Source organism: Rhodospirillum sp. A1_3_36 (assembly GCF_047263945.1).
In the GTDB taxonomy this organism is placed as follows: domain Bacteria; phylum Pseudomonadota; class Alphaproteobacteria; order Rhodospirillales; family Rhodospirillaceae; genus Rhodospirillum.
On the sequence record NZ_JBLAVB010000010.1, the window covers coordinates 109,055 to 125,932 of the forward strand.

At 61.7% G+C, this 16,878-nt stretch carries 15 protein-coding genes and 1 tRNA gene; 4 read left to right on the forward strand and 12 right to left on the reverse strand.

What is annotated here, in order from left to right; translation table 11 throughout:
* Nucleotides 1-71: 71 nt before the first annotated feature.
* The 4 genes from ACLIRY_RS18865 to ACLIRY_RS18880 all read right to left on the reverse strand — a co-directional run bounded on the left by ACLIRY_RS18865 (nt 72) and on the right by ACLIRY_RS18880 (nt 3,344).
* Nucleotides 72-1,085, reverse strand: a complete 1,014-nt coding sequence (locus tag ACLIRY_RS18865) for a hypothetical protein (protein ID WP_413206971.1) — start codon at nt 1,083-1,085, stop codon at nt 72-74.
* 342 nt (nt 1,086-1,427) lie between these two features.
* The gene (locus ACLIRY_RS18870) at nt 1,428-1,928 is read right to left on the reverse strand and encodes a transposase (protein WP_413207027.1); all 501 of its coding nucleotides are present in this window, start codon (nt 1,926-1,928) and stop codon (nt 1,428-1,430) included.
* Nucleotides 1,841-2,617: a hypothetical protein gene (locus tag ACLIRY_RS18875; RefSeq protein ID WP_413207033.1), complete on the reverse strand. Its 777-nt coding sequence runs from the start codon at nt 2,615-2,617 to the stop codon at nt 1,841-1,843. Before ACLIRY_RS18875 ends, ACLIRY_RS18870 begins: the two co-directional genes overlap by 88 nt.
* Nucleotides 2,618-3,270: 653 nt before the next feature.
* Nucleotides 3,271-3,344 (reverse strand) — tRNA-Gln (locus tag ACLIRY_RS18880).
* 280 nt (nt 3,345-3,624) lie between these two features.
* Here ACLIRY_RS18880 and ACLIRY_RS18885 point away from each other — a divergent pair.
* The 4 genes from ACLIRY_RS18885 to ACLIRY_RS18900 all read left to right on the forward strand — a co-directional run bounded on the left by ACLIRY_RS18885 (nt 3,625) and on the right by ACLIRY_RS18900 (nt 8,597).
* Nucleotides 3,625-4,671 (forward strand): Ppx/GppA phosphatase family protein, encoded by a 1,047-nt coding sequence (locus ACLIRY_RS18885; RefSeq protein WP_413207028.1) that lies wholly within the window; start codon nt 3,625-3,627, stop codon nt 4,669-4,671.
* Between the two features lie 25 nt (nt 4,672-4,696).
* Complete coding sequence (locus ACLIRY_RS18890; RefSeq protein ID WP_413207029.1) at nt 4,697-5,455, forward strand: RlmE family RNA methyltransferase; 759 nt, start codon at nt 4,697-4,699, stop codon at nt 5,453-5,455.
* A gap of 197 nt (nt 5,456-5,652) precedes the next feature.
* Nucleotides 5,653-7,116: an IMP dehydrogenase gene (gene guaB / locus ACLIRY_RS18895; protein WP_413206972.1), complete on the forward strand. Its 1,464-nt coding sequence runs from the start codon at nt 5,653-5,655 to the stop codon at nt 7,114-7,116.
* Between the two features lie 167 nt (nt 7,117-7,283).
* Nucleotides 7,284-8,597, forward strand: coding sequence for an RsmB/NOP family class I SAM-dependent RNA methyltransferase (locus ACLIRY_RS18900; protein ID WP_413206973.1), 1,314 nt, complete (start codon nt 7,284-7,286; stop codon nt 8,595-8,597).
* A gap of 663 nt (nt 8,598-9,260) precedes the next feature.
* Here ACLIRY_RS18900 and grxD read toward each other — a convergent pair.
* The 8 genes from grxD to ACLIRY_RS18940 form a co-directional block, all read right to left on the reverse strand.
* Nucleotides 9,261-9,590 carry a Grx4 family monothiol glutaredoxin gene (grxD, locus tag ACLIRY_RS18905; protein ID WP_413206974.1) on the reverse strand — a complete coding sequence of 110 codons (330 nt, stop codon included), beginning with the start codon at nt 9,588-9,590 and terminating at the stop codon, nt 9,261-9,263.
* A 135-nt stretch (nt 9,591-9,725) separates the two neighbouring features.
* Entirely contained in the window at nt 9,726-10,634 is a 909-nt protein-coding gene (gene rarD, locus ACLIRY_RS18910) for an EamA family transporter RarD (protein WP_413206975.1), read from the reverse strand.
* A 93-nt stretch (nt 10,635-10,727) separates the two neighbouring features.
* Complete coding sequence (locus ACLIRY_RS18915; RefSeq protein WP_413206976.1) at nt 10,728-10,961, reverse strand: BolA family protein; 234 nt, start codon at nt 10,959-10,961, stop codon at nt 10,728-10,730.
* A 50-nt stretch (nt 10,962-11,011) separates the two neighbouring features.
* On the reverse strand, nt 11,012-13,237 hold the full coding sequence (gene purL / locus ACLIRY_RS18920; protein WP_413206977.1) for a phosphoribosylformylglycinamidine synthase subunit PurL: 2,226 nt from the start codon (nt 13,235-13,237) through the stop codon (nt 11,012-11,014).
* Nucleotides 13,234-13,926, reverse strand: coding sequence for a phosphoribosylformylglycinamidine synthase subunit PurQ (gene purQ, locus ACLIRY_RS18925; RefSeq protein ID WP_413206978.1), 693 nt, complete (start codon nt 13,924-13,926; stop codon nt 13,234-13,236). Before purQ ends, purL begins: the two co-directional genes overlap by 4 nt.
* A gap of 34 nt (nt 13,927-13,960) precedes the next feature.
* On the reverse strand, nt 13,961-14,200 hold the full coding sequence (gene purS, locus ACLIRY_RS18930) for a phosphoribosylformylglycinamidine synthase subunit PurS (protein ID WP_413206979.1): 240 nt from the start codon (nt 14,198-14,200) through the stop codon (nt 13,961-13,963).
* 115 nt (nt 14,201-14,315) lie between these two features.
* Entirely contained in the window at nt 14,316-15,083 is a 768-nt protein-coding gene (gene purC, locus ACLIRY_RS18935) for a phosphoribosylaminoimidazolesuccinocarboxamide synthase (RefSeq protein ID WP_413206980.1), read from the reverse strand.
* 176 nt (nt 15,084-15,259) lie between these two features.
* Complete coding sequence (locus tag ACLIRY_RS18940) at nt 15,260-16,753, reverse strand: sensor histidine kinase (RefSeq protein WP_413206981.1); 1,494 nt, start codon at nt 16,751-16,753, stop codon at nt 15,260-15,262.
* Between the last annotated feature and the right edge of the window lie 125 nt (nt 16,754-16,878).

Below are 16,878 nucleotides of genomic sequence, written 5' to 3' on the forward strand. Positions count from 1 at the left end.
CGGGAAAACACCCCCTCCCTGTCGTGTACCATACGGAAAACCGCGATACACTTCTCCTCATTCCGCTTTCGTCAAAGCGACGTCCGCTCCTTCCCTTCCAGGGCCATGTAGGTTGCCAGCCGAAACAGGATAATGGCGGTATCGATGGAGGGGAATGTCAGGTCCGTTTGCGCCAGGGCGCCGTCCCGGTCGCCCAGGGTCCATTGGGTAACGATGCTGTCCTCCAGAAAGGTCACCCGGTCAATGTCGTCCAGGGCGGCGGTGTTGGCCTGGAAAAAGGACCGGGTTTCGCGCAGCAAAGGCTGGGTCCGATCCGCCGCGATCCCATCGGCTGCGGCACATTGCACGGTGGCCAAGCGGTAGTATACCCCCCCGTAAGCTTCGTCGAATCCCCCCTGCTCCGTCCCACGCTCCACCTGGGCCAACAGGCGGGGAATCAGCCCCGTAACAGCACTCACCGCCTTCCAGGTTTCCGGCGGAAAAACCGTACTGTCCAGGAAAGGGCGGGAGCGGCAGAGTTCCAATAGGTCGATGGCCGTGAAGACATAGGGGGACTCCTCGTTGAAGGCTTCCTCTTCCACCAGGGCCAAGACATCCTCCACAACGGCCACTTGGGAGGCCCGTTCTCCCCCAACCGCCAGGTATTTGGCGATGGCCGCCCCGTCGTACCAACGCCCCGCCTCGTCCAGAGCCGCCATCAGGTCTTCTCGATCCTCGGTTCGGCCACCCGCAGCCAAGACCTCGACCAACAGTTCCTCGGCGTAATCGGCGTCCTCGTCCTCAAAGTCTCCCGCCATGGCAGAGAGGCGGTCGAACAGGGCATCGTAGTCCGCCGTCGCCCCCATGACGCCCAAAGCCTCGGCGGCGCGGATCAGGGCGAAATAGCGGTCCAGGGGTTCGGCGGCGGGATCATCGACCATGGAGAGGCCCAGGTCCGTCAAACAGCGGGGCGAAGGACTGGCCAGACAGGTCCGGGGCGCCTGGGCGACCCTCTCGATGTCCCGGTTCCGGGCGACGTCAGTCTCGGCCTTTGCCTGCTCCCCCTGATCGTCGCAAGCTGCGACAGCCAGGGGGGCTAGAAGCATCACCCCCAAACCGATCCATCTCAACACCCGTGTCATCATCATACCTCTGGATAGCCGCATGGACCCATACCTCACGTCCGCGGTCGAAAAAAGGAGAGGGAATGCAGGTCATCCATCGCCCCACCGGGGCAGAGCCTGACCACAAAAACGTTTGGAAATCTATGGCAATGCGGTGTTGCCAGACCAGATCTATCCAACTTGATCCCATATCACTCTAGCAGGCTGCGGAAAAAGTCCGATCATTCCCCAAAACAGTCATTCCCGCGCATGCGCTAAGGTATGCAGGTTTCTCTGTGCCGCTCCGAGTTTAACTTCGTCATCCCCGCGTGCGCGCTAAGGGATTCATGTTTCTCGGACCTTCCATCCGATGAGAATACTCTGAAAGGAATCCAAGTCATTTTTCATGGTTATCGGTCCTGGAGGCTTTGACTTGGGATAGCCGTCCCATCCTCCGAGACGGGCAATGATCCAAGCCGCCCAGGCCAAGGTTCCTTTTTTATGTGGATTGGCTTGCAATTTGGTGCGGGGCGCATAGTTAGCCTTCGCAACGGCATCGAGCGCCTCAACGGCTTCGGCGTCGAAGGCCAGCGCAGCGGTTTCAGGCTGTTTTCCTCCTCTGGCTTGCACCAATTGGAGCGTCATCACGCTGGCGCGCGCGGCGATAGCGGTCAATTTGCACAGGCGCTCCGCGCTCTGAACTTGGCTGTCTTCGATACCCAAGCCCTGGCTTTTCAACAGGCGGAAAAACTGCTCAATCACCCAGCGCTGGCGGTACATTCCGACGACCTCCCAGGCTTCGGATAGCAAGCCAACCGCCCGTGTGGTGAGGAGGCGCCAGACAATCGGTTTGGCCTTCGCTGGTGGATTGGGTTCGCGACCTCCTCCACACGTAGAGTGCACTGTTCGGGCATATCTGGCTCGGTCTTGTCCGGTCGCCGTAACGTCACCTCTCCAAACCGCAGCTCGACTTGGGCCGCACGCGCCGCCCGGCCTGATTGAGCTTGGATTTCCAGAAAATCCGTCGCGCCGATGGGCCAGCTGGCCACTTCCTCATACAAGGAGTGACCGTTCCTCAGACGCCGGTCCCGGGCTGAACGGGTCAAGACGAACGGGCCCTCTCGATCAATCAGAACAAGAGCGGCATAGATGTCTCTTTCGGCTTCGGCCAGCACCGTGATCCGACGCGCTTCAGATAAGATCGCCGTCCCTTTTCGGGCCGTCTCGACCCAAGGCTTCGTCTCCTTGTCCGCCAACGGGCGGTCCGTATGGCAGGTGTCGCGCTGTCCTTGCCGTGTGCGAATGTCGCCATCCACCCAACCCAGGCAATGTCCCGTATCCGCATCAACCGCGACCATCGCATGAAGAAGAAGGCCGTGGATGTTGCCCTTTCCGATCTCGCCAAGATCCCGCCTGTTCTTCGCCGTGGTCTTGGACTTGATCTCGCTGGTGTCTTGGATTGCCAGAATATCCCGGCCCTGCACGGCGACCGATGTCGTCTCGCTCCAGCTTTCGAGAATTCGATCCGTGGTCACCTTATACCCAGGTGCGGTGAGTTTGACTCAGCGCACCTTGGAAGCGGCCAAGTGGCCGCCGCCGCGCCTTATGGCGCGTAAAAGCCCGCTTGGCGTTTGAACGCAAGAAAAGCGGCGTGGGTTTAAACCCGCGCCGCTTGGTATAAGGGTGTCCGAGGAAACGATTGAACCGAACGATCCGACCCCGATCTCCCTTGGCGGCTTTTTGCAGGCAACTCGTTCCCTCCGAGACCATCCCCGCCAAAAGCAAGGCCCCCTTTTTCGAGCCGTCGGTCCTCGAAATACCCAACCCTCTCCGCCAAATCCCCCACTTAACCCTCCCGTGAAAAGAGGCTTATAGGGAATCACGGATCTAACTTCTTGGGAATCCCACGGAAACAGAGATATGTGCATCCCTTAGCGTGAAAACGGGGATGACGACAAAAGAGATTTTCCGCAGCTTGTTAGATGCGGGACTTTGCGGCCAATATGTCGGCAAGCATTTTTGATCTGTTGATGGGTTGGTTGGCTTGCTGGGGTGAGCGATCGCCGATTTTCAGGTCGCGAAATTTTCCGAGAGGCCCGTTTTGACTTTGGGGAAAAAGGGACGAAGAAAAAGCCCCACTTTTCAGTGGAGCTTTCAGTTTCCTGGTTGCTTGATATCAACCCTATTTTGGCTGGGGAACGTGGATTCGAACCACGACTGACGGAGTCAGAGTCCGCTGTTCTACCGTTAAACTATTCCCCATTCGGCTCCCGGTGGACCTCTGTCCGTCCAAGAGGGTGCGCTATCTACCATGCGGTTTTGACTTTGGCTAGAAAAAAATGAAAGTCGGTCGTTGGTTTTGTCTCCGCCCCCGTGAAAGGGGCTTTGCGCCATCCGCTTCCCTCGCCTAAAGTGATCTGTCACGGTATCGCCATGGTTTCCCAACACTCTTGCCAGAGGCTCTTCGGTGTCCCCGATATCCCTGTTTCCGTCTCAGACCCATACCTCCCCCTTGGGGGGAGGGGCGACGGCCCCAAGGGGGATGCGGCGGCGTGTGACTGAGGGGGAGGCAGGACGCCTCTGCGCAGCGTTGGATTTGGGGACAAATAATTGTCGTCTATTGATTGCTGAAGCCCTGGATACGGGGTTCCGAGTGGTCGATTCCTTCTCGCGGATCACCCGGCTGGGGGAGGGCGTGCGGGCATCCGGTCGGCTTTCTCGGGTTGCCATGGATCGAACCATTGCGGCTTTGGCTATTTGCTCTTCCCGCATGGACCGCCATGCGGTGACCCAGGTCCGGTGCGTGGCGACCGCAGCTTGTCGGGCCGCAGAGAATGTGGCGGAGTTCGTCGAGCGCGCGCGGGTGGAAGCGGGGGTGGATCTGGAAGTCATCCCCGCCGAGGAGGAAGCCCGCTTGGCCCTGGCTGGATGCGCGCCCTTGCTGGAAGGGGAGCGCCCGCTGACGCTGGTCTTTGATATCGGGGGAGGGAGCACGGAGCTGACCCTGGTCGAAGTCCGAGATACGAGCGATGGCCCCCGGCCAGGAGCCGTCCTGGCTGTGGAAAGTCTTCCCCTGGGAGTTGTCACCCTGTCCGAGGCCGTTGGTGGAGGTCATCTGTCCCCCCGCCTTCATGCCGATATCGTTGAACATGTGCGTGAACGCTTGCGTCCCTTCGATGTCGCCTATGGAATCGCCGACTATGCCGTGAGGGAGCAACTCTCCCTACTCGGCACCAGTGGCACCGTGACCACCGTGGGCGCGGTAGCCCTGGGTCTGGGGCGCTATGACCGCAACCGGGTGGATGGTCTGGGGTTGTCCGTCCGCGAGATCAAAGACGTGGGCGCCCGCCTGTTGGACATGAGTCCCTCGGATCGGGTCGCTCATCCCTGTATCGGCCGGGAACGGGCTGATTTGGTCTTGGCGGGCTGCGCTATTTTGCAGGCGATTCTCGACACTTGGGCCGTTCCAGCGCTCCGCGTTGCCGATCGGGGTATCCGCGAGGGGCTGCTCGCGGATATGATGGGCACCAGGGCAGAGGGGGAGTGCACCCCTGCCGAAGCCGGGGTGGATGCGGTTCCGACCGTTTGACCACACGGGGTCCATGGGATCCGACATCATCTTGCAGGAAAGTATGAAGACCATGAGTAGCGGAAAGGGTTCCGGGAATCGGGCCAACGGTCGCGCCCCCTCGGGGGCCCGGGATCTGTTCGTCAAAGTAAAGACGGCTCGGGGACGGAAAAACTCCTCCACCCGCTGGCTGCAACGCCAGTTGAACGACCCCTATGTGCTGGAAGCCAGACGTACGGGGCTGCGCTCCCGCGCGGCTTTCAAGTTGATGGAGCTCGACGACCGCTTCCATTTACTCGGCCCTGGGCGGCGCGTCGTTGACTTGGGTGCGGCCCCTGGCGGTTGGACACAGGTGGCCGTCGAGCGGTGCAAGGCCCTTAAAGAAGGGGGCGGCAAGGTGGTTGGTATCGATATCCTGGAATGGGAAGGCGTGGCCGGGGCCACCTGCATGACCCATGATTTCATGGAGGATGACGCACCGGCCTTATTGAAGGCGGCCCTGGATGGCCCCGTGGATCTGGTGCTGTCGGATATGGCTGCGCCCACGACTGGCCACCGCAAGACGGACCACATGCGGGTTATGGGATTGGCCGAGGCCGCCTGGGATTTTGCCGAGGAGGTTCTGGCTCCGGGTGGGTCGTTTTGCTGCAAGGTGTTCCAGGGGGGCACGGAAGGGGAGCTGCTCAATCGCATGAAGTCCCTGTGCGTGAGCATCAAGCACGCCAAGCCCCCCGCCAGCCGCCAGGAGTCGCCGGAGGTCTATGTGATTGCCCAGGGGTTCAAGGGGCGGCCTGAAGACCGGTAAGCTCAAGCGGTCGCAAGGGAATCATCCAAAGCGAAGGACTCACCAAGAACTTTTCTTGCGGGGCACAGTCTTGTGTGTATGATGTCGCGCTCCCAAGGATCAATAGGTTGCGCGGTGCATCACGTCGGAAGCGTGCGTGCCGCCGGACCGAAAGTCCGGTTTCGACTTTATGGTCCGCCGCTCTAGAGGAGCCCCCCATGGAATTTCCCGAGGCTTTGACCTTCGACGACGTGCTGCTTGTCCCCGCAGCATCAGACGTGTTGCCTGCACAGGTGGATACCCGCACGCGCTTGACAAAGACCATTACCTTGGGGATCCCGCTGGTCTCCTCGGCCATGGATACGGTGACGGAAAGCGAAATGGCCATTGTCATGGCCCAGTGCGGTGGCATTGGTGTCATCCACAAGAACCTGGATATCGTCGCCCAGGCCGAAGAAGTGCGCAAGGTGAAGCGCTATGAATCGGGCATGGTGGTCAATCCCGTGACCATCGAGCCGGACGCCCCCCTCGCCGATGCCTTGGGGCTGATGGCCCGCCATAAGATCAGTGGCATTCCCGTCACCGAAAGCGGAACGGGAACCCTGGTGGGCATCCTGACCAACCGGGATGTGCGCTTCGCCGAGAACACGGCTCAGCCCGTCCGCGACTTTATGACCAAGGAAAACCTGATCACCGTGCGCGAGGGCGTGAGTCAGTCCGAAGCGCGCCGGTTGCTGCATACCAACCGGATCGAAAAGCTGTTGGTGGTGGATGACGCCTACCGCTGTATTGGTCTGGTGACGGTGAAGGATATCGAGAAGGCCCAGACTTACCCCAACGCCTGTAAGGATGAACGGGGGCGTCTGCGGGTGGCTGCGGCCACCGGGGTGGGGGCCGACGGCATCGCCCGGGCCGAGGCTCTGTTGGAGGCGGGCGTGGACGTGGTGGTGATCGACACCGCCCACGGCCATTCCAAAGGGGTCATTGACGCCGTGGCGACGGTGAAGAGGCTGTCCAATCAAGCCCAGGTGATCGCCGGGAATATCGCGACCCCCGAAGGGGCCCTGGCACTGGTCGAGGCGGGCGCCGACGCGGTCAAAGTGGGGATCGGCCCCGGTTCCATTTGCACCACCCGCATCGTGGCGGGCGTGGGGGTGCCTCAGTTCTCTGCCATTACCGAGGTCGCCAAGGCCCTGGAGGCGTCCGGTGTGCCGGCCATCGCCGATGGCGGTATCAAGTATTCTGGTGATTTCGCCAAGGCCATCGCCGGTGGGGCTGAGACGGTTATGGTTGGTAGTCTCCTGGCTGGCACCACCGAAGCTCCGGGCGAGGTCTTCCTTTACCAGGGCCGAAGCTACAAGTCCTACCGGGGCATGGGCTCCCTTGGGGCCATGGCTCGGGGGTCCGCTGACCGTTATTTCCAGGCCGAAGTGACAGATAACTTGAAGCTGGTCCCAGAGGGCATTGAAGGCCAGGTGCCCTACAAGGGTGCTGCGGGAACGATCATTCATCAGCTGATCGGAGGCCTGCGGGCGGCCATGGGCTATACGGGGAACCGTACGATCACTGACATGCGAAAGAAAGCGCAGTTCCGTCGCATCACAGCGTCCGGTTGGCGGGAAAGCCACGTCCACGACGTGACTATCACCAAGGAAGCCCCCAATTATCGCGGTGGTATGTGAGGCCCGGTTTTTCCGGACCTCTTTTCCCCATTTAGATCAAAGTGTCCGCCTTAAATCGAATCCAATTTCAGGCGGACACTTTGATCCAGATTCAACAAGTTGAGCATCGAGTGGACCGGAAAACCGGTGCCCGCTTTTCCGCTCGATGCTCTAAGCGGACAGCATCCATGATTCCCGCAGCACGCCTGCAAGCCGCCATCGATTTGTTGGTGGAAATCAATGCCTCGGACCGGCCCGCCGATGGGGTGGTCAGCGCTTATACCCGCGCCCGGCGCTATATGGGGTCCAAGGATCGTAAGTCGGTGACCGATCGCCTTTGGGCGGCCTTGCGTTCCCGGGCTCGGCTCACCTGGATGGTGGAACGGTTCGGGGGCAAGCCATCGGCGAGAACTCTGATGATCGCCCACCTTCTGCTCGGCGAGGGCCGCTCCGCCCAGGACCTGCGACCCCTGTTTGACACTCGCATGCCCCATGCACCCCAACCCCTCTCCGACCAGGAGCAGGGGTTGATTGATTTGCTCGCGGGCAAGCCCCTGGAGTATCGGGAGATGCCCCGGGAAACCCGGCTGGAGACACCCGAGTGGTTGTTTCCCCGGCTGGAACCGATCTTTGGTGAGGCATTGGACGCCGAATTGGCCGCTCTGCTGGGGGAGGCGCCCCTGGACCTGCGGGTGAACACCCTGAAAGGCGATCGGGAGGCCGCGATAGTCGCTTTGGCCGAAGAAGGGGTCGATGCGGAACCGGGACCCCTGTCCCCTTGGTCCCTGCGGCTGGAGGGGCGGCCCAATATCGCTGCGACCAAAACGTTCCGGGGTGGCTTTGTGGAAGTCCAGGACGAGGGCAGTCAGCTGATCGCTCTGCTATGCGGCGTGGAACCGGGCATGTCCGTTCTTGACCTTTGCGCGGGCGCCGGGGGCAAAACCCTGGCATTGGCCGCAGCGATGGAGAACAAGGGGGGACTGGTTGCGGCGGACGTGAACGAAGGCCGCTTGGAGCGGGCGCAGACCCGCCTGCGTCGGGCCGATGTGCACAATGTCACCCGCAAACCCCTGGGACCCGAGGCCAACAAATGGCTGAAGCGCCGCCGAGGAACCTTCGACCGGGTGTTGGTGGACGCTCCCTGTTCGGGGACGGGCACTTGGCGGCGAAATCCCGACGCCCGGTGGAAGTTGACGCCGGAAATCGTGGAGTCCCTGCTGGTCGAACAGGCCGGGATTCTCGACCGGGCGGCTGGGTTGACAAAGCCAGGAGGGCGGTTGATTTACGCGACCTGTGCGCTTCTGCCTGAAGAAAACGAGGGCCAAGTGGAGGCCTTTCTGTCTCGCCGGGCCGATTACCGTGCCTTGTCTGTGGTCGATCTTTGGCCCGATTTGGGTGTTGGCGACTATCCGGGTGACCCGGAAAAACCCTGGCTGCGCCTGTCGCCTGCACGTCATGGCACGGATGGTTTCTTTGTCGCGGTGCTCGAACGGATCGAATAATGGCCCGCGAAGAAGGCCTTATACCAAACTGACTGGGTCGTGACTCTCTCCGGGGATTCCCCTGGCCGCTGAAATGTGAATCACCATGGCAATCCAGAGGAGACTTGCCATGGGAAATCCAACACCCCTCCGTTCCGAATTTGACGGTCCCGCTCTGCGCCGCTTGGCGAAAGGGTCTCGGGACGCGAATTCCCAGCGACACGGTTCGCATTCTGCTGGCCGATCGAGAGTTCGAAGGCCAGGAATGGATGGGGTTTCTGCTCGCCCGCCGCATTCCCTTCGCCATTCGATTGAGGGAAAACCGGATCGTGCAATTGCCCTGCGGCAAGCAGGTGCAACTCGGATCTTTTTTTCGGAGACCACGCTCGCCCCGGACCATCCGAGCCCGGCTGCCCGAGCGGCAAGGACACCCCGCTCTGGACCTTCACTTTTCCGCCAAGCGGATCAGGGGAAGCGAGGGGATCATCATTATTGCCAGCACCGAACGACGAGACACTGTCGTGTACTGTGGTGGCAAAGTGGCCCAACTTGGCCTCGAAGGCGTTGGTCGACCGCGAGGCTACCAAGCCGTTTTGGCGATACCCCCTGCCTTCCACAGAAAAAGGACCGTTCCTTCCAGAACGGTCCCTTCCCTTATGACGATCGCGGTGCGATCTCGGCCAATCAGGCAGCCTTGACGGGCACACCCTTGTCCTTGAACAGCGTGGCCAACTCGCCGTCGGCCGCCATTTCGCGCACGATGTCGCAACCGCCGACGAATTCACCCTTCACATACAGCTGGGGAATGGTCGGCCAGTTGGAATAGGTTTTGATCCCATTGCGGATTTCATCGTCCTCCAGGACGTTGATCCCCTTGTACTCGACACCGAAGTGGCCCAGCACCTGCACCACAGCGGCGGAAAATCCGCACTGGGGGAACATCGGGGTGCCCTTCATGAACAGAACCACGGGGGTTCCTTCCACTTCGCTTTTGATCCGGTCTTCCACGCTCATCCGTCTTCCTTTCCGTTTGGGACGGGGGAGTAATCTGGCGCCCGCGGCACGAAGCGAACCCAGCAAATGGACTCGATGCCTTGAAACCAGCCTTGATGCGATATGGGACAGGGGACCCCGGCCTGTCAATTGCTATCACGCGCCCTTTTCGCGGCGGTCCGGCCAGAGGTACAAGGCCACCCCGCACCAGATGCACGCAAATGTGGCCAAGGTCGCCGGGTTCAGGCTCTCCTTGAAAACCAGCGTCGCCACCAGAAACTGAATGGTGGGATTGGTGTATTGCAAAATCCCCAAGGTCGACAGACGCATGCGACGTGCCGCGCTTGCGAACAGAAACAAGGGAAACGCCGTCAATGGCCCCAGGGCCATCAGCCACAGGCTCCGTGGCCAGGGGCCATCCAGAAATGCGATCCCCGCGCCAAAGAATTCCATCCCCGCCAGGTAGGTGAGCAGAAACGGCGAAATCAGCAACGTCTCCAGGAACAGACCCGAGAGGGCCGGAACGGGCGCCATCTTCCGCACGAGGCCATAGAGGGAAAACGTGACAGCCAGCACCAGGGAGATCCAGGGGACGCCCCCCAAACCCTCAATGGCGACTGCCACCCCCACGAACGCCAGGGCCAAGGCCAGGGTCTGACGACAGCTCATGGATTCGCCCAAAACGAGACGCCCCAGCAGGACCGTCACCAGGGGGAAAATGTAATACCCAAGGGATCCCTGAAGAGCCTGCCCACTGGTCACCGCATAGATGAAGGTGATCCAGTTCGCCGAAACCAGGACCGTGGAGAGCACCATGGTCCACGCGGTTTTCCGCTGGGCCAGAAAGGCCAAGGTGCGCTTGAACTCCCCCCGAAAGGCCAGAACCAAGCCAACAACCAAGGAGGCCCAAAGAATTCTCTGGGACAGGATCTCCAAGACCGGCACTTCCGACACGGCATTGAAAAACAACGGAGACACACCCCAAATGCCAAAGGCGCCCAGGGCGGACAGGACACCCACCGTGGCGGACTCCTTGGGTGTTCCTGTCTCAGGGGAACGGCTCATGGGGGCGGGTCCTATGACGCCCCCAGTCCTGGAAGCGGCCAAGCAAAGGAAAATCGGGCGTTTCCGCGATTGAAAACGCCCGACTCGAAAACATCAGTCCTTCGGCTTGGTCTGCAGGGCCAGGGCGTGCAACTCGCCCCCCATACGGCCCTGAAGGGCGGCATAGACCATCTGGTGCTGCTGAACACGGGACTTTCCCGTGAAGGCAGAAGACACCACGAGGGCGGCGTAATGGTCGCCATCCCCACGTAGGTCCTCGATGGTCACCTCCGCATCGGGGAAGGCTTCCTTGATGAGAGCTTCGATATCACCGGCTTCCATCGCCATGGAACGGCACTCCTAGAAAGTGGAACAGAGTCGGCGGGGGAGCGGGGAGCTTACCCCGCCATGAAGGTCGGAAGCCACCCCTCATGCGCATTCGCCAGATCCGCAACGGAGGGGCCGGTTTCGCCATTGACCACAAGGGTCTCTCCACCAGTCACACCAACTGGCCGGGCGGTCACGCCCGCAGCCTTGGCCCGGGACAGAAGGACCTCGACGGTCTCAGGCGCACAGGTCAGCAGATAGCGCCCCTGGTCCTCGCCGAACAGGCGCGCCGCATCAGGTGTGCCGTCCAGAGTCAGGGTGCAGCCCAGGGACCCGGCCATGGCCATTTCCGCCGCAGCAGCCAGAAGCCCCCCATCGGACAGGTCATGACAGGCAGACAGAAGACCCTCGCCAATCAGACTGCGGACCAAATCGCCCGTGGCACGCTCTGCAGCCAAGTCGACGGGCGGCGGCGGCCCCTCTTCCCGGCCCAGGATCTCCCGCAGGAACAGGGACTGGCCAAGCCAGCTGCCCTCACTCTCCGCAGCCCCGCCCAACAGGACGAGGGTCTCCCCTTCCCCCTTGAACGCGATCGAGACACTGCTGTCCACGTCATCAAGCACACCCACGGCTCCAATGGCCGGAGTCGGCGGAATGGCCTGACCGTTGGTTTCGTTGTAAAGGGAGACGTTGCCGGAGACGACGGGGAATTCCAGGGCGAGACAAGCCTCGCTGATGCCCTGGCAGGCGCCGACGAACTGCCCCATGATCAACGGCTTTTCCGGATTGCCAAAGTTCATGTTGTCGGTGATGGCCAGGGGACGGGCGCCCACGGCGGTCAGGTTGCGCCACGCCTCGGCGACGGCCTGTTTGCCGCCCTCGACCGGGTCAGCCTTGACGTAACGGGGAGTGCAATCGGTGGTCATGGCCAAGCCCTTGCCCGGCGCATCGTCCAGGCGGATCACCGCAGAGTCCCCACCGGGGCGTTGCAGGGTGTTGCCCATCACCAAATGGTCATACTGCTCCCAGATCCAGCGGCGGCTGGCCATGTCCGGGCACCCGACCAGTTGGATCAGAGCCTTGCTCCAGGACACCGACTCTGCGCCTGACAGGTCCGGATCCGCAGCCTTGGGGGTGGGCTCCCAGGGGCGGTCATATTCGGGGCTGGCCTCGGCCAAAGGATCGATGGGCAGGTCGCCGACCACCTCACCGTCCCAGGTCAGAACCATGCGACCGGTGTCGGTCAGGGTGCCGATGACGGCGAAATCCAGTTCCCACTTGTCGAAGATCGCCTTGGCCATCTCCTCCTTACCGGGCTCGAGCACAATCAACATGCGCTCCTGGCTTTCGGACAGCATCAACTCGTAGGGGGTCATCCCCGCCTCACGCATGGGCACGCTGTCGAGGGCGAGTTCCACGCCCATGCCGCCCTTCGACGCCATCTCGAACGAAGAGGAGGTCAGACCGGCAGCGCCCATATCCTGAATGGCGACGATGGCGTCGGTGGCCATCAGTTCCAGACAGGCTTCGATCAACAGCTTTTCGGTGAACGGGTCGCCCACCTGGACGGTCGGCCGCTTGTCCTCGGATTCCGCGGTGAATTCCGCAGAGGCCATGGTGGCGCCATGGATACCGTCCCGGCCCGTCTTGGAGCCCACATAAACGACCGAATTCCCCAAACCCGCAGCGGCGGAATAGAAGATGCGGTCCTTGGGCGCCACCCCCACGGTCATGGCATTCACCAGGATATTACCATTGAAGCCCGCGTGGAAATTGACTTCGCCGCCCACGGTGGGCACGCCCACGCAGTTGCCATAGCCCCCAATACCGGCCACAACACCGGAAATCAGATGGCGAGTCTTGGGATCAGAGGGCTCACCGAAGCGCAGGGCATTCAGGTTGGCGACGGGCCGCGCGCCCATGGTGAAGACATCGCGGAGAATACCGCCCACACCGGTTGCCGCCCCCTGGTAGGGCTCGATGAAACTGGGGTGGTTGTGGCTTTCCATCTTGAAGATGGCTGTCATTCCTTCGCCGATATCGACGACACCGGCGTTTTCACCCGGCCCCTGGATCACCCAGGGCGCCTTGGTCGGCAAGGTCTTCAGCCACTTCTTGGAGGATTTGTACGAGCAATGTTCCGACCACATGACCGAGAAGATGCCCAGCTCGACGATATTGGGCTCGCGGCCCATGATCTCGAGGACCTTCTTGTATTCATCCGGGGTCAAGCCGTGTTCGGCGACAATCTCCGGGGTGATGGCCGACGAGGGAGTGGTGGTGGCGGCGGTGCTCACGACAGGGCCTCCGTGATGGACTCGAAGAGGGGACGACCACCGGTACCGCCCAGGGCGGGCTCCACCAGATTTTCCGGATGGGGCATCATGCCCAGGACCCGGCGGTTGGCCGACAGGATACCCGCGATATTATCCCGCGATCCGTTGGGGTTGGTTTCCTCGGCCGCCAGACCCCGCTCGTCGCAGTAGCGGAAAGCCACCCGGCCTTCCCCTTCCAGCGCCATCAGGGTTTGCTCGTCGGCGAAGAAATTGCCGTCGTGGTGGGCGACGGGAACACGGACGATCTCGCCCGCCTCATAGGCCGTGGTGAAGGGGCTATCGGCGGTCTCGACCCTCAGGTGCAGATCCCGGCAAATGAAGCGCAGATCCCGGTTGCGCATCAGTGCGCCGGGCAGCAGTCCCGATTCGGCGAGGGTCTGGAATCCGTTGCAGACCCCCAGGACATAGCCACCGGCCTCGGCATGGCGCTTGACCGCGTCCATGATGGGGCTGCGGGCGCCCATGGCGCCGGAGCGCAGGTAGTCACCGTAGGAGAAGCCACCGGGCAGGACCACCAGGTCCAAGCCCTTGGGCAGGTCAGCGTCACCGTGCCAGACCATGGTGGGGGCCGTGCCGCCGACAAGGGTCAGCGCCTTGGCCATGTCCCGCTCCCGGTTGGTGCCGGGGAAGACGACGATCGCGGATTTCATGGCGTATTCCGTCGGTTCAAGGGGAATAGAGGACTTACGACAGCTCGATGGCGTAGTTTTCGATGACCGTATTGGCCAGCAACTTACGGCACATGGCGTCCACGGCGTCGCGGGCCTTGGCCTCGTCGGTTTCGGCCAGTTCGATCTCGATCACTTTGCCCTGTCGGACTTCGCCGACGCCAGTGAAGCCCAAGTGGTCCAGGGACTTCTCGATGGCCTTACCCTGGGGATCCAGGACGCCGGTCTTCAGGGTGATGTGAACCTTCGCCTTCACGGTCGGGTCTCCTTAAGCGCGGACAAAGCCGCGCGGCATGGCCGGGCGGCGGGAAAAAAGGGTTGGGAAACAGAAACAAACCAGACGGGCGGACCCAAGGGCCCGCCCGAACCGGTTACTGCATGGTTTGCGGGCCCTGGATGTCCCGGGGACCGCCTTCCGGAAGGATGCCCAAGCGGCGGGCCACTTCCTGATAGGCTTCCTCGACCCCTCCCAGATCGCGGCGGAAGCGATCCTTATCCAGCTTCTCGCCCGTGTCCTGGTCCCAAAGACGGCAGTTGTCCGGCGAAATCTCGTCGGCCAGGATCAACTGCACATCGCCGTTCTCGTGGTAGACTCGACCGAACTCCAGCTTGAAGTCCACCAGCCGCATGCGCACGCCCAGGAACAGGCCCGACAAATAGTCATTGATCCGCAAGCTCATGCTAAGGATCTCGTCCACTTCCTGGATGCTCGCCCAACCAAAGGCCGTCACATGCTCTTCCGAGACCATGGGGTCATTCAGCTCGTCGTTCTTATAGTAATACTCGACGATGGAGCGGGGTAGCTGGGTGCCTTCGGGAATGGCGAACTTGGTCGAAATCGAGCCCGCAGCGATATTCCGGACCACCACCTCGATGGGGATGATCTCCACTTCGCGGACGAGCTGCTCGCGCATGTTCAGGCGCCGGATGAAATGGTTGGGCACGCCGATTTCGGTCAACCGGGTCATCAGGTATTCGCTGATCCGATTGTTGAGCACGCCCTTGCCGGTGATCGTGCCCTTCTTCTTGTTATTGAAGGCCGTGGCATCGTCCTTGAAGTATTGGACCAGGGTGCCGGGCTCGGGACCTTCGAAAAGGACCTTGGCCTTGCCTTCGTAAATCTGCTTGCGTCGTGCCATGGGGCGGAACTCTGAAGCGCGCCGGAGACGAGATGGCCTGGGCCATCCCCGATCCGGACCGGTGGAGAAAACGGGATCCCCGCGCGGCCCAGTCGCTGGCGCGGCCACATGGGGCGGAGATCTCTCGGAACCGGGCTCTTATAGCAGGAAACCGGGGGCACCTGTAAATCGATTGTTCACCCCTCTCCCCGCCCCTCTGGTCGGGTAAACAGGGGGAAGACCAGGGACCAGTGCACCCCTTCGGGCGCATGCTCCAGTTCCGCTGTCCCATGCAGGGCGCGCGGGACCAGATAGGTCACCATGGTATGACCGAACCCCTTGCGCTCCGGAGGGACAACGGGAGGGCCGTTCCTCTCCCACCAACGCAGCTCCAGCTCCACGCCCTTTCCGTCCTCCCGCATGCGGGTTTCCCAGGAAATCTCCACCCGCCCCTTGGAAACGGACAGGGCACCGTATTTCGCGGCATTGGTGGACAGCTCGTGCAGGGCCAGCCCCACCTGCTGGGTGACCTCCGCTGTCAACATCAGGTCGGGGCCACTCAGTTCCAGGCGGTGATCGTCGCCGGACAGGAAGTGCCCCACCTGCGCCCGGAGCAACTGCGGAAGAGAGGCTCCCCGCCAATCGCTGGAGACCAGCAGATCGTGCGATTCCCCAAGGGACTGAAGGCGCGCGCCAAAACTGACAGTGAAAGCCTCCATGTTATCGGCCGTCACGGCCGTCTGTCGGGCGATTCCCTGGACCACGGCCAACAGGTTCTTCGATCGATGGGTCAGCTCACGCATGAGCACCCGGGTCTGGACCTCCGCTTCCTTGCGATCGGTGATATCCACGGCAACCGACGACAGGCCATTGACCACCCCATCATCATCCCGGAGCGGTTCCGTCCGCAGGTCGTACCATAGGGGATCCTCGCCGGGAGACCGGGCCACACAGACTTCCACGCGGTCCCCGACACCAGCAGCCAGAATCGCCCTTTTGAAAGGGATCGTGACCGCAGCGGTTTCCTCTGACATCGCTTCGGAGTCGGTCTTCCCGATAAAATCCTCGACGGACAGGGGTGGACGGGGGTTGTGGATCCAAGTGAAACGCAGATCTGCGTCCTGCTGGAACACGGTCACCGAAGAGCCCTTCAAAGTGGTCTCGAAGCTCTCCATGACCCGGGCCAGGTCCCTGGTCCGGCGGGCGACTTTGGCCTCCAGGTTTGCCCGGGCCTCCCGCAATTCAAAAACCAGGTGCTCCCGGGTCGCGACCTCGGCCCGCAAGGTTTCGTTGGCCGCACGGAGAGCCCCCGGGCTCGGCAGAGCCAAGAGCTTGGGGATCAGGGAGAAGAGAATGAAGGCGGTCACCAGGGAAATGGCCGCCGTCCCCGCCTTCACGAAGCCTTCGGCCCAATAGAGAGGAACCCAGAGGGTCAGCGCCCCCACCAGATGGGAGACACCACAGGCCAGGATGAAGGCGCAAAACAGGGCCGCCACCCGGATTTGCGATGCCTCCAGATCGCCCCGGCGCCGAACAAATACGGCAATGGCGAAGGGAATGGCAAAATAGGCCAGGGCAATCAAAACGTCGGAAGCGGCATGTAACGCCACCAACGGCCCATCCCAAGAGAGGCATTGCCCATGGGGAAGGAAAGCCCCCGAGTCCAACAAGTCCTCAAAAAAAGGCGTCATGCGGTCCATCCGATCCTTATTCCGCTAACCGAAGTCAGTGACACTCAAAAGCGCCGCGACCAGTCCGCCCAAGTGATGTCCGCGATCAAGGTCGCCTTTGTTTCCTCCTGCCCATAGCGACGGGG

Excerpts from the sequence above, each read along its gene's own strand:
- ACLIRY_RS18865 (WP_413206971.1), bottom strand. The coding sequence starts at position 1,085 with ATGCTTCTAGCCCCCCTGGCTGTCGCAGCTTGCGACGATCAGGGGGAG.
- ACLIRY_RS18885 (WP_413207028.1), top strand. The coding sequence starts at position 3,625 with ATGCGGCGGCGTGTGACTGAGGGGGAGGCAGGACGCCTCTGCGCAGCG.
- guaB (WP_413206972.1), top strand. The coding sequence starts at position 5,653 with ATGGAATTTCCCGAGGCTTTGACCTTCGACGACGTGCTGCTTGTCCCC.
- ACLIRY_RS18900 (WP_413206973.1), top strand. The coding sequence starts at position 7,284 with ATGATTCCCGCAGCACGCCTGCAAGCCGCCATCGATTTGTTGGTGGAA.
- grxD (WP_413206974.1), bottom strand. The coding sequence starts at position 9,590 with ATGAGCGTGGAAGACCGGATCAAAAGCGAAGTGGAAGGAACCCCCGTG.
- rarD (WP_413206975.1), bottom strand. The coding sequence starts at position 10,634 with ATGAGCCGTTCCCCTGAGACAGGAACACCCAAGGAGTCCGCCACGGTG.
- ACLIRY_RS18915 (WP_413206976.1), bottom strand. The coding sequence starts at position 10,961 with ATGGCGATGGAAGCCGGTGATATCGAAGCTCTCATCAAGGAAGCCTTC.
- purQ (WP_413206978.1), bottom strand. The coding sequence starts at position 13,926 with ATGAAATCCGCGATCGTCGTCTTCCCCGGCACCAACCGGGAGCGGGAC.
- purC (WP_413206980.1), bottom strand. The coding sequence starts at position 15,083 with ATGGCACGACGCAAGCAGATTTACGAAGGCAAGGCCAAGGTCCTTTTC.
- ACLIRY_RS18940 (WP_413206981.1), bottom strand. The coding sequence starts at position 16,753 with ATGACGCCTTTTTTTGAGGACTTGTTGGACTCGGGGGCTTTCCTTCCC.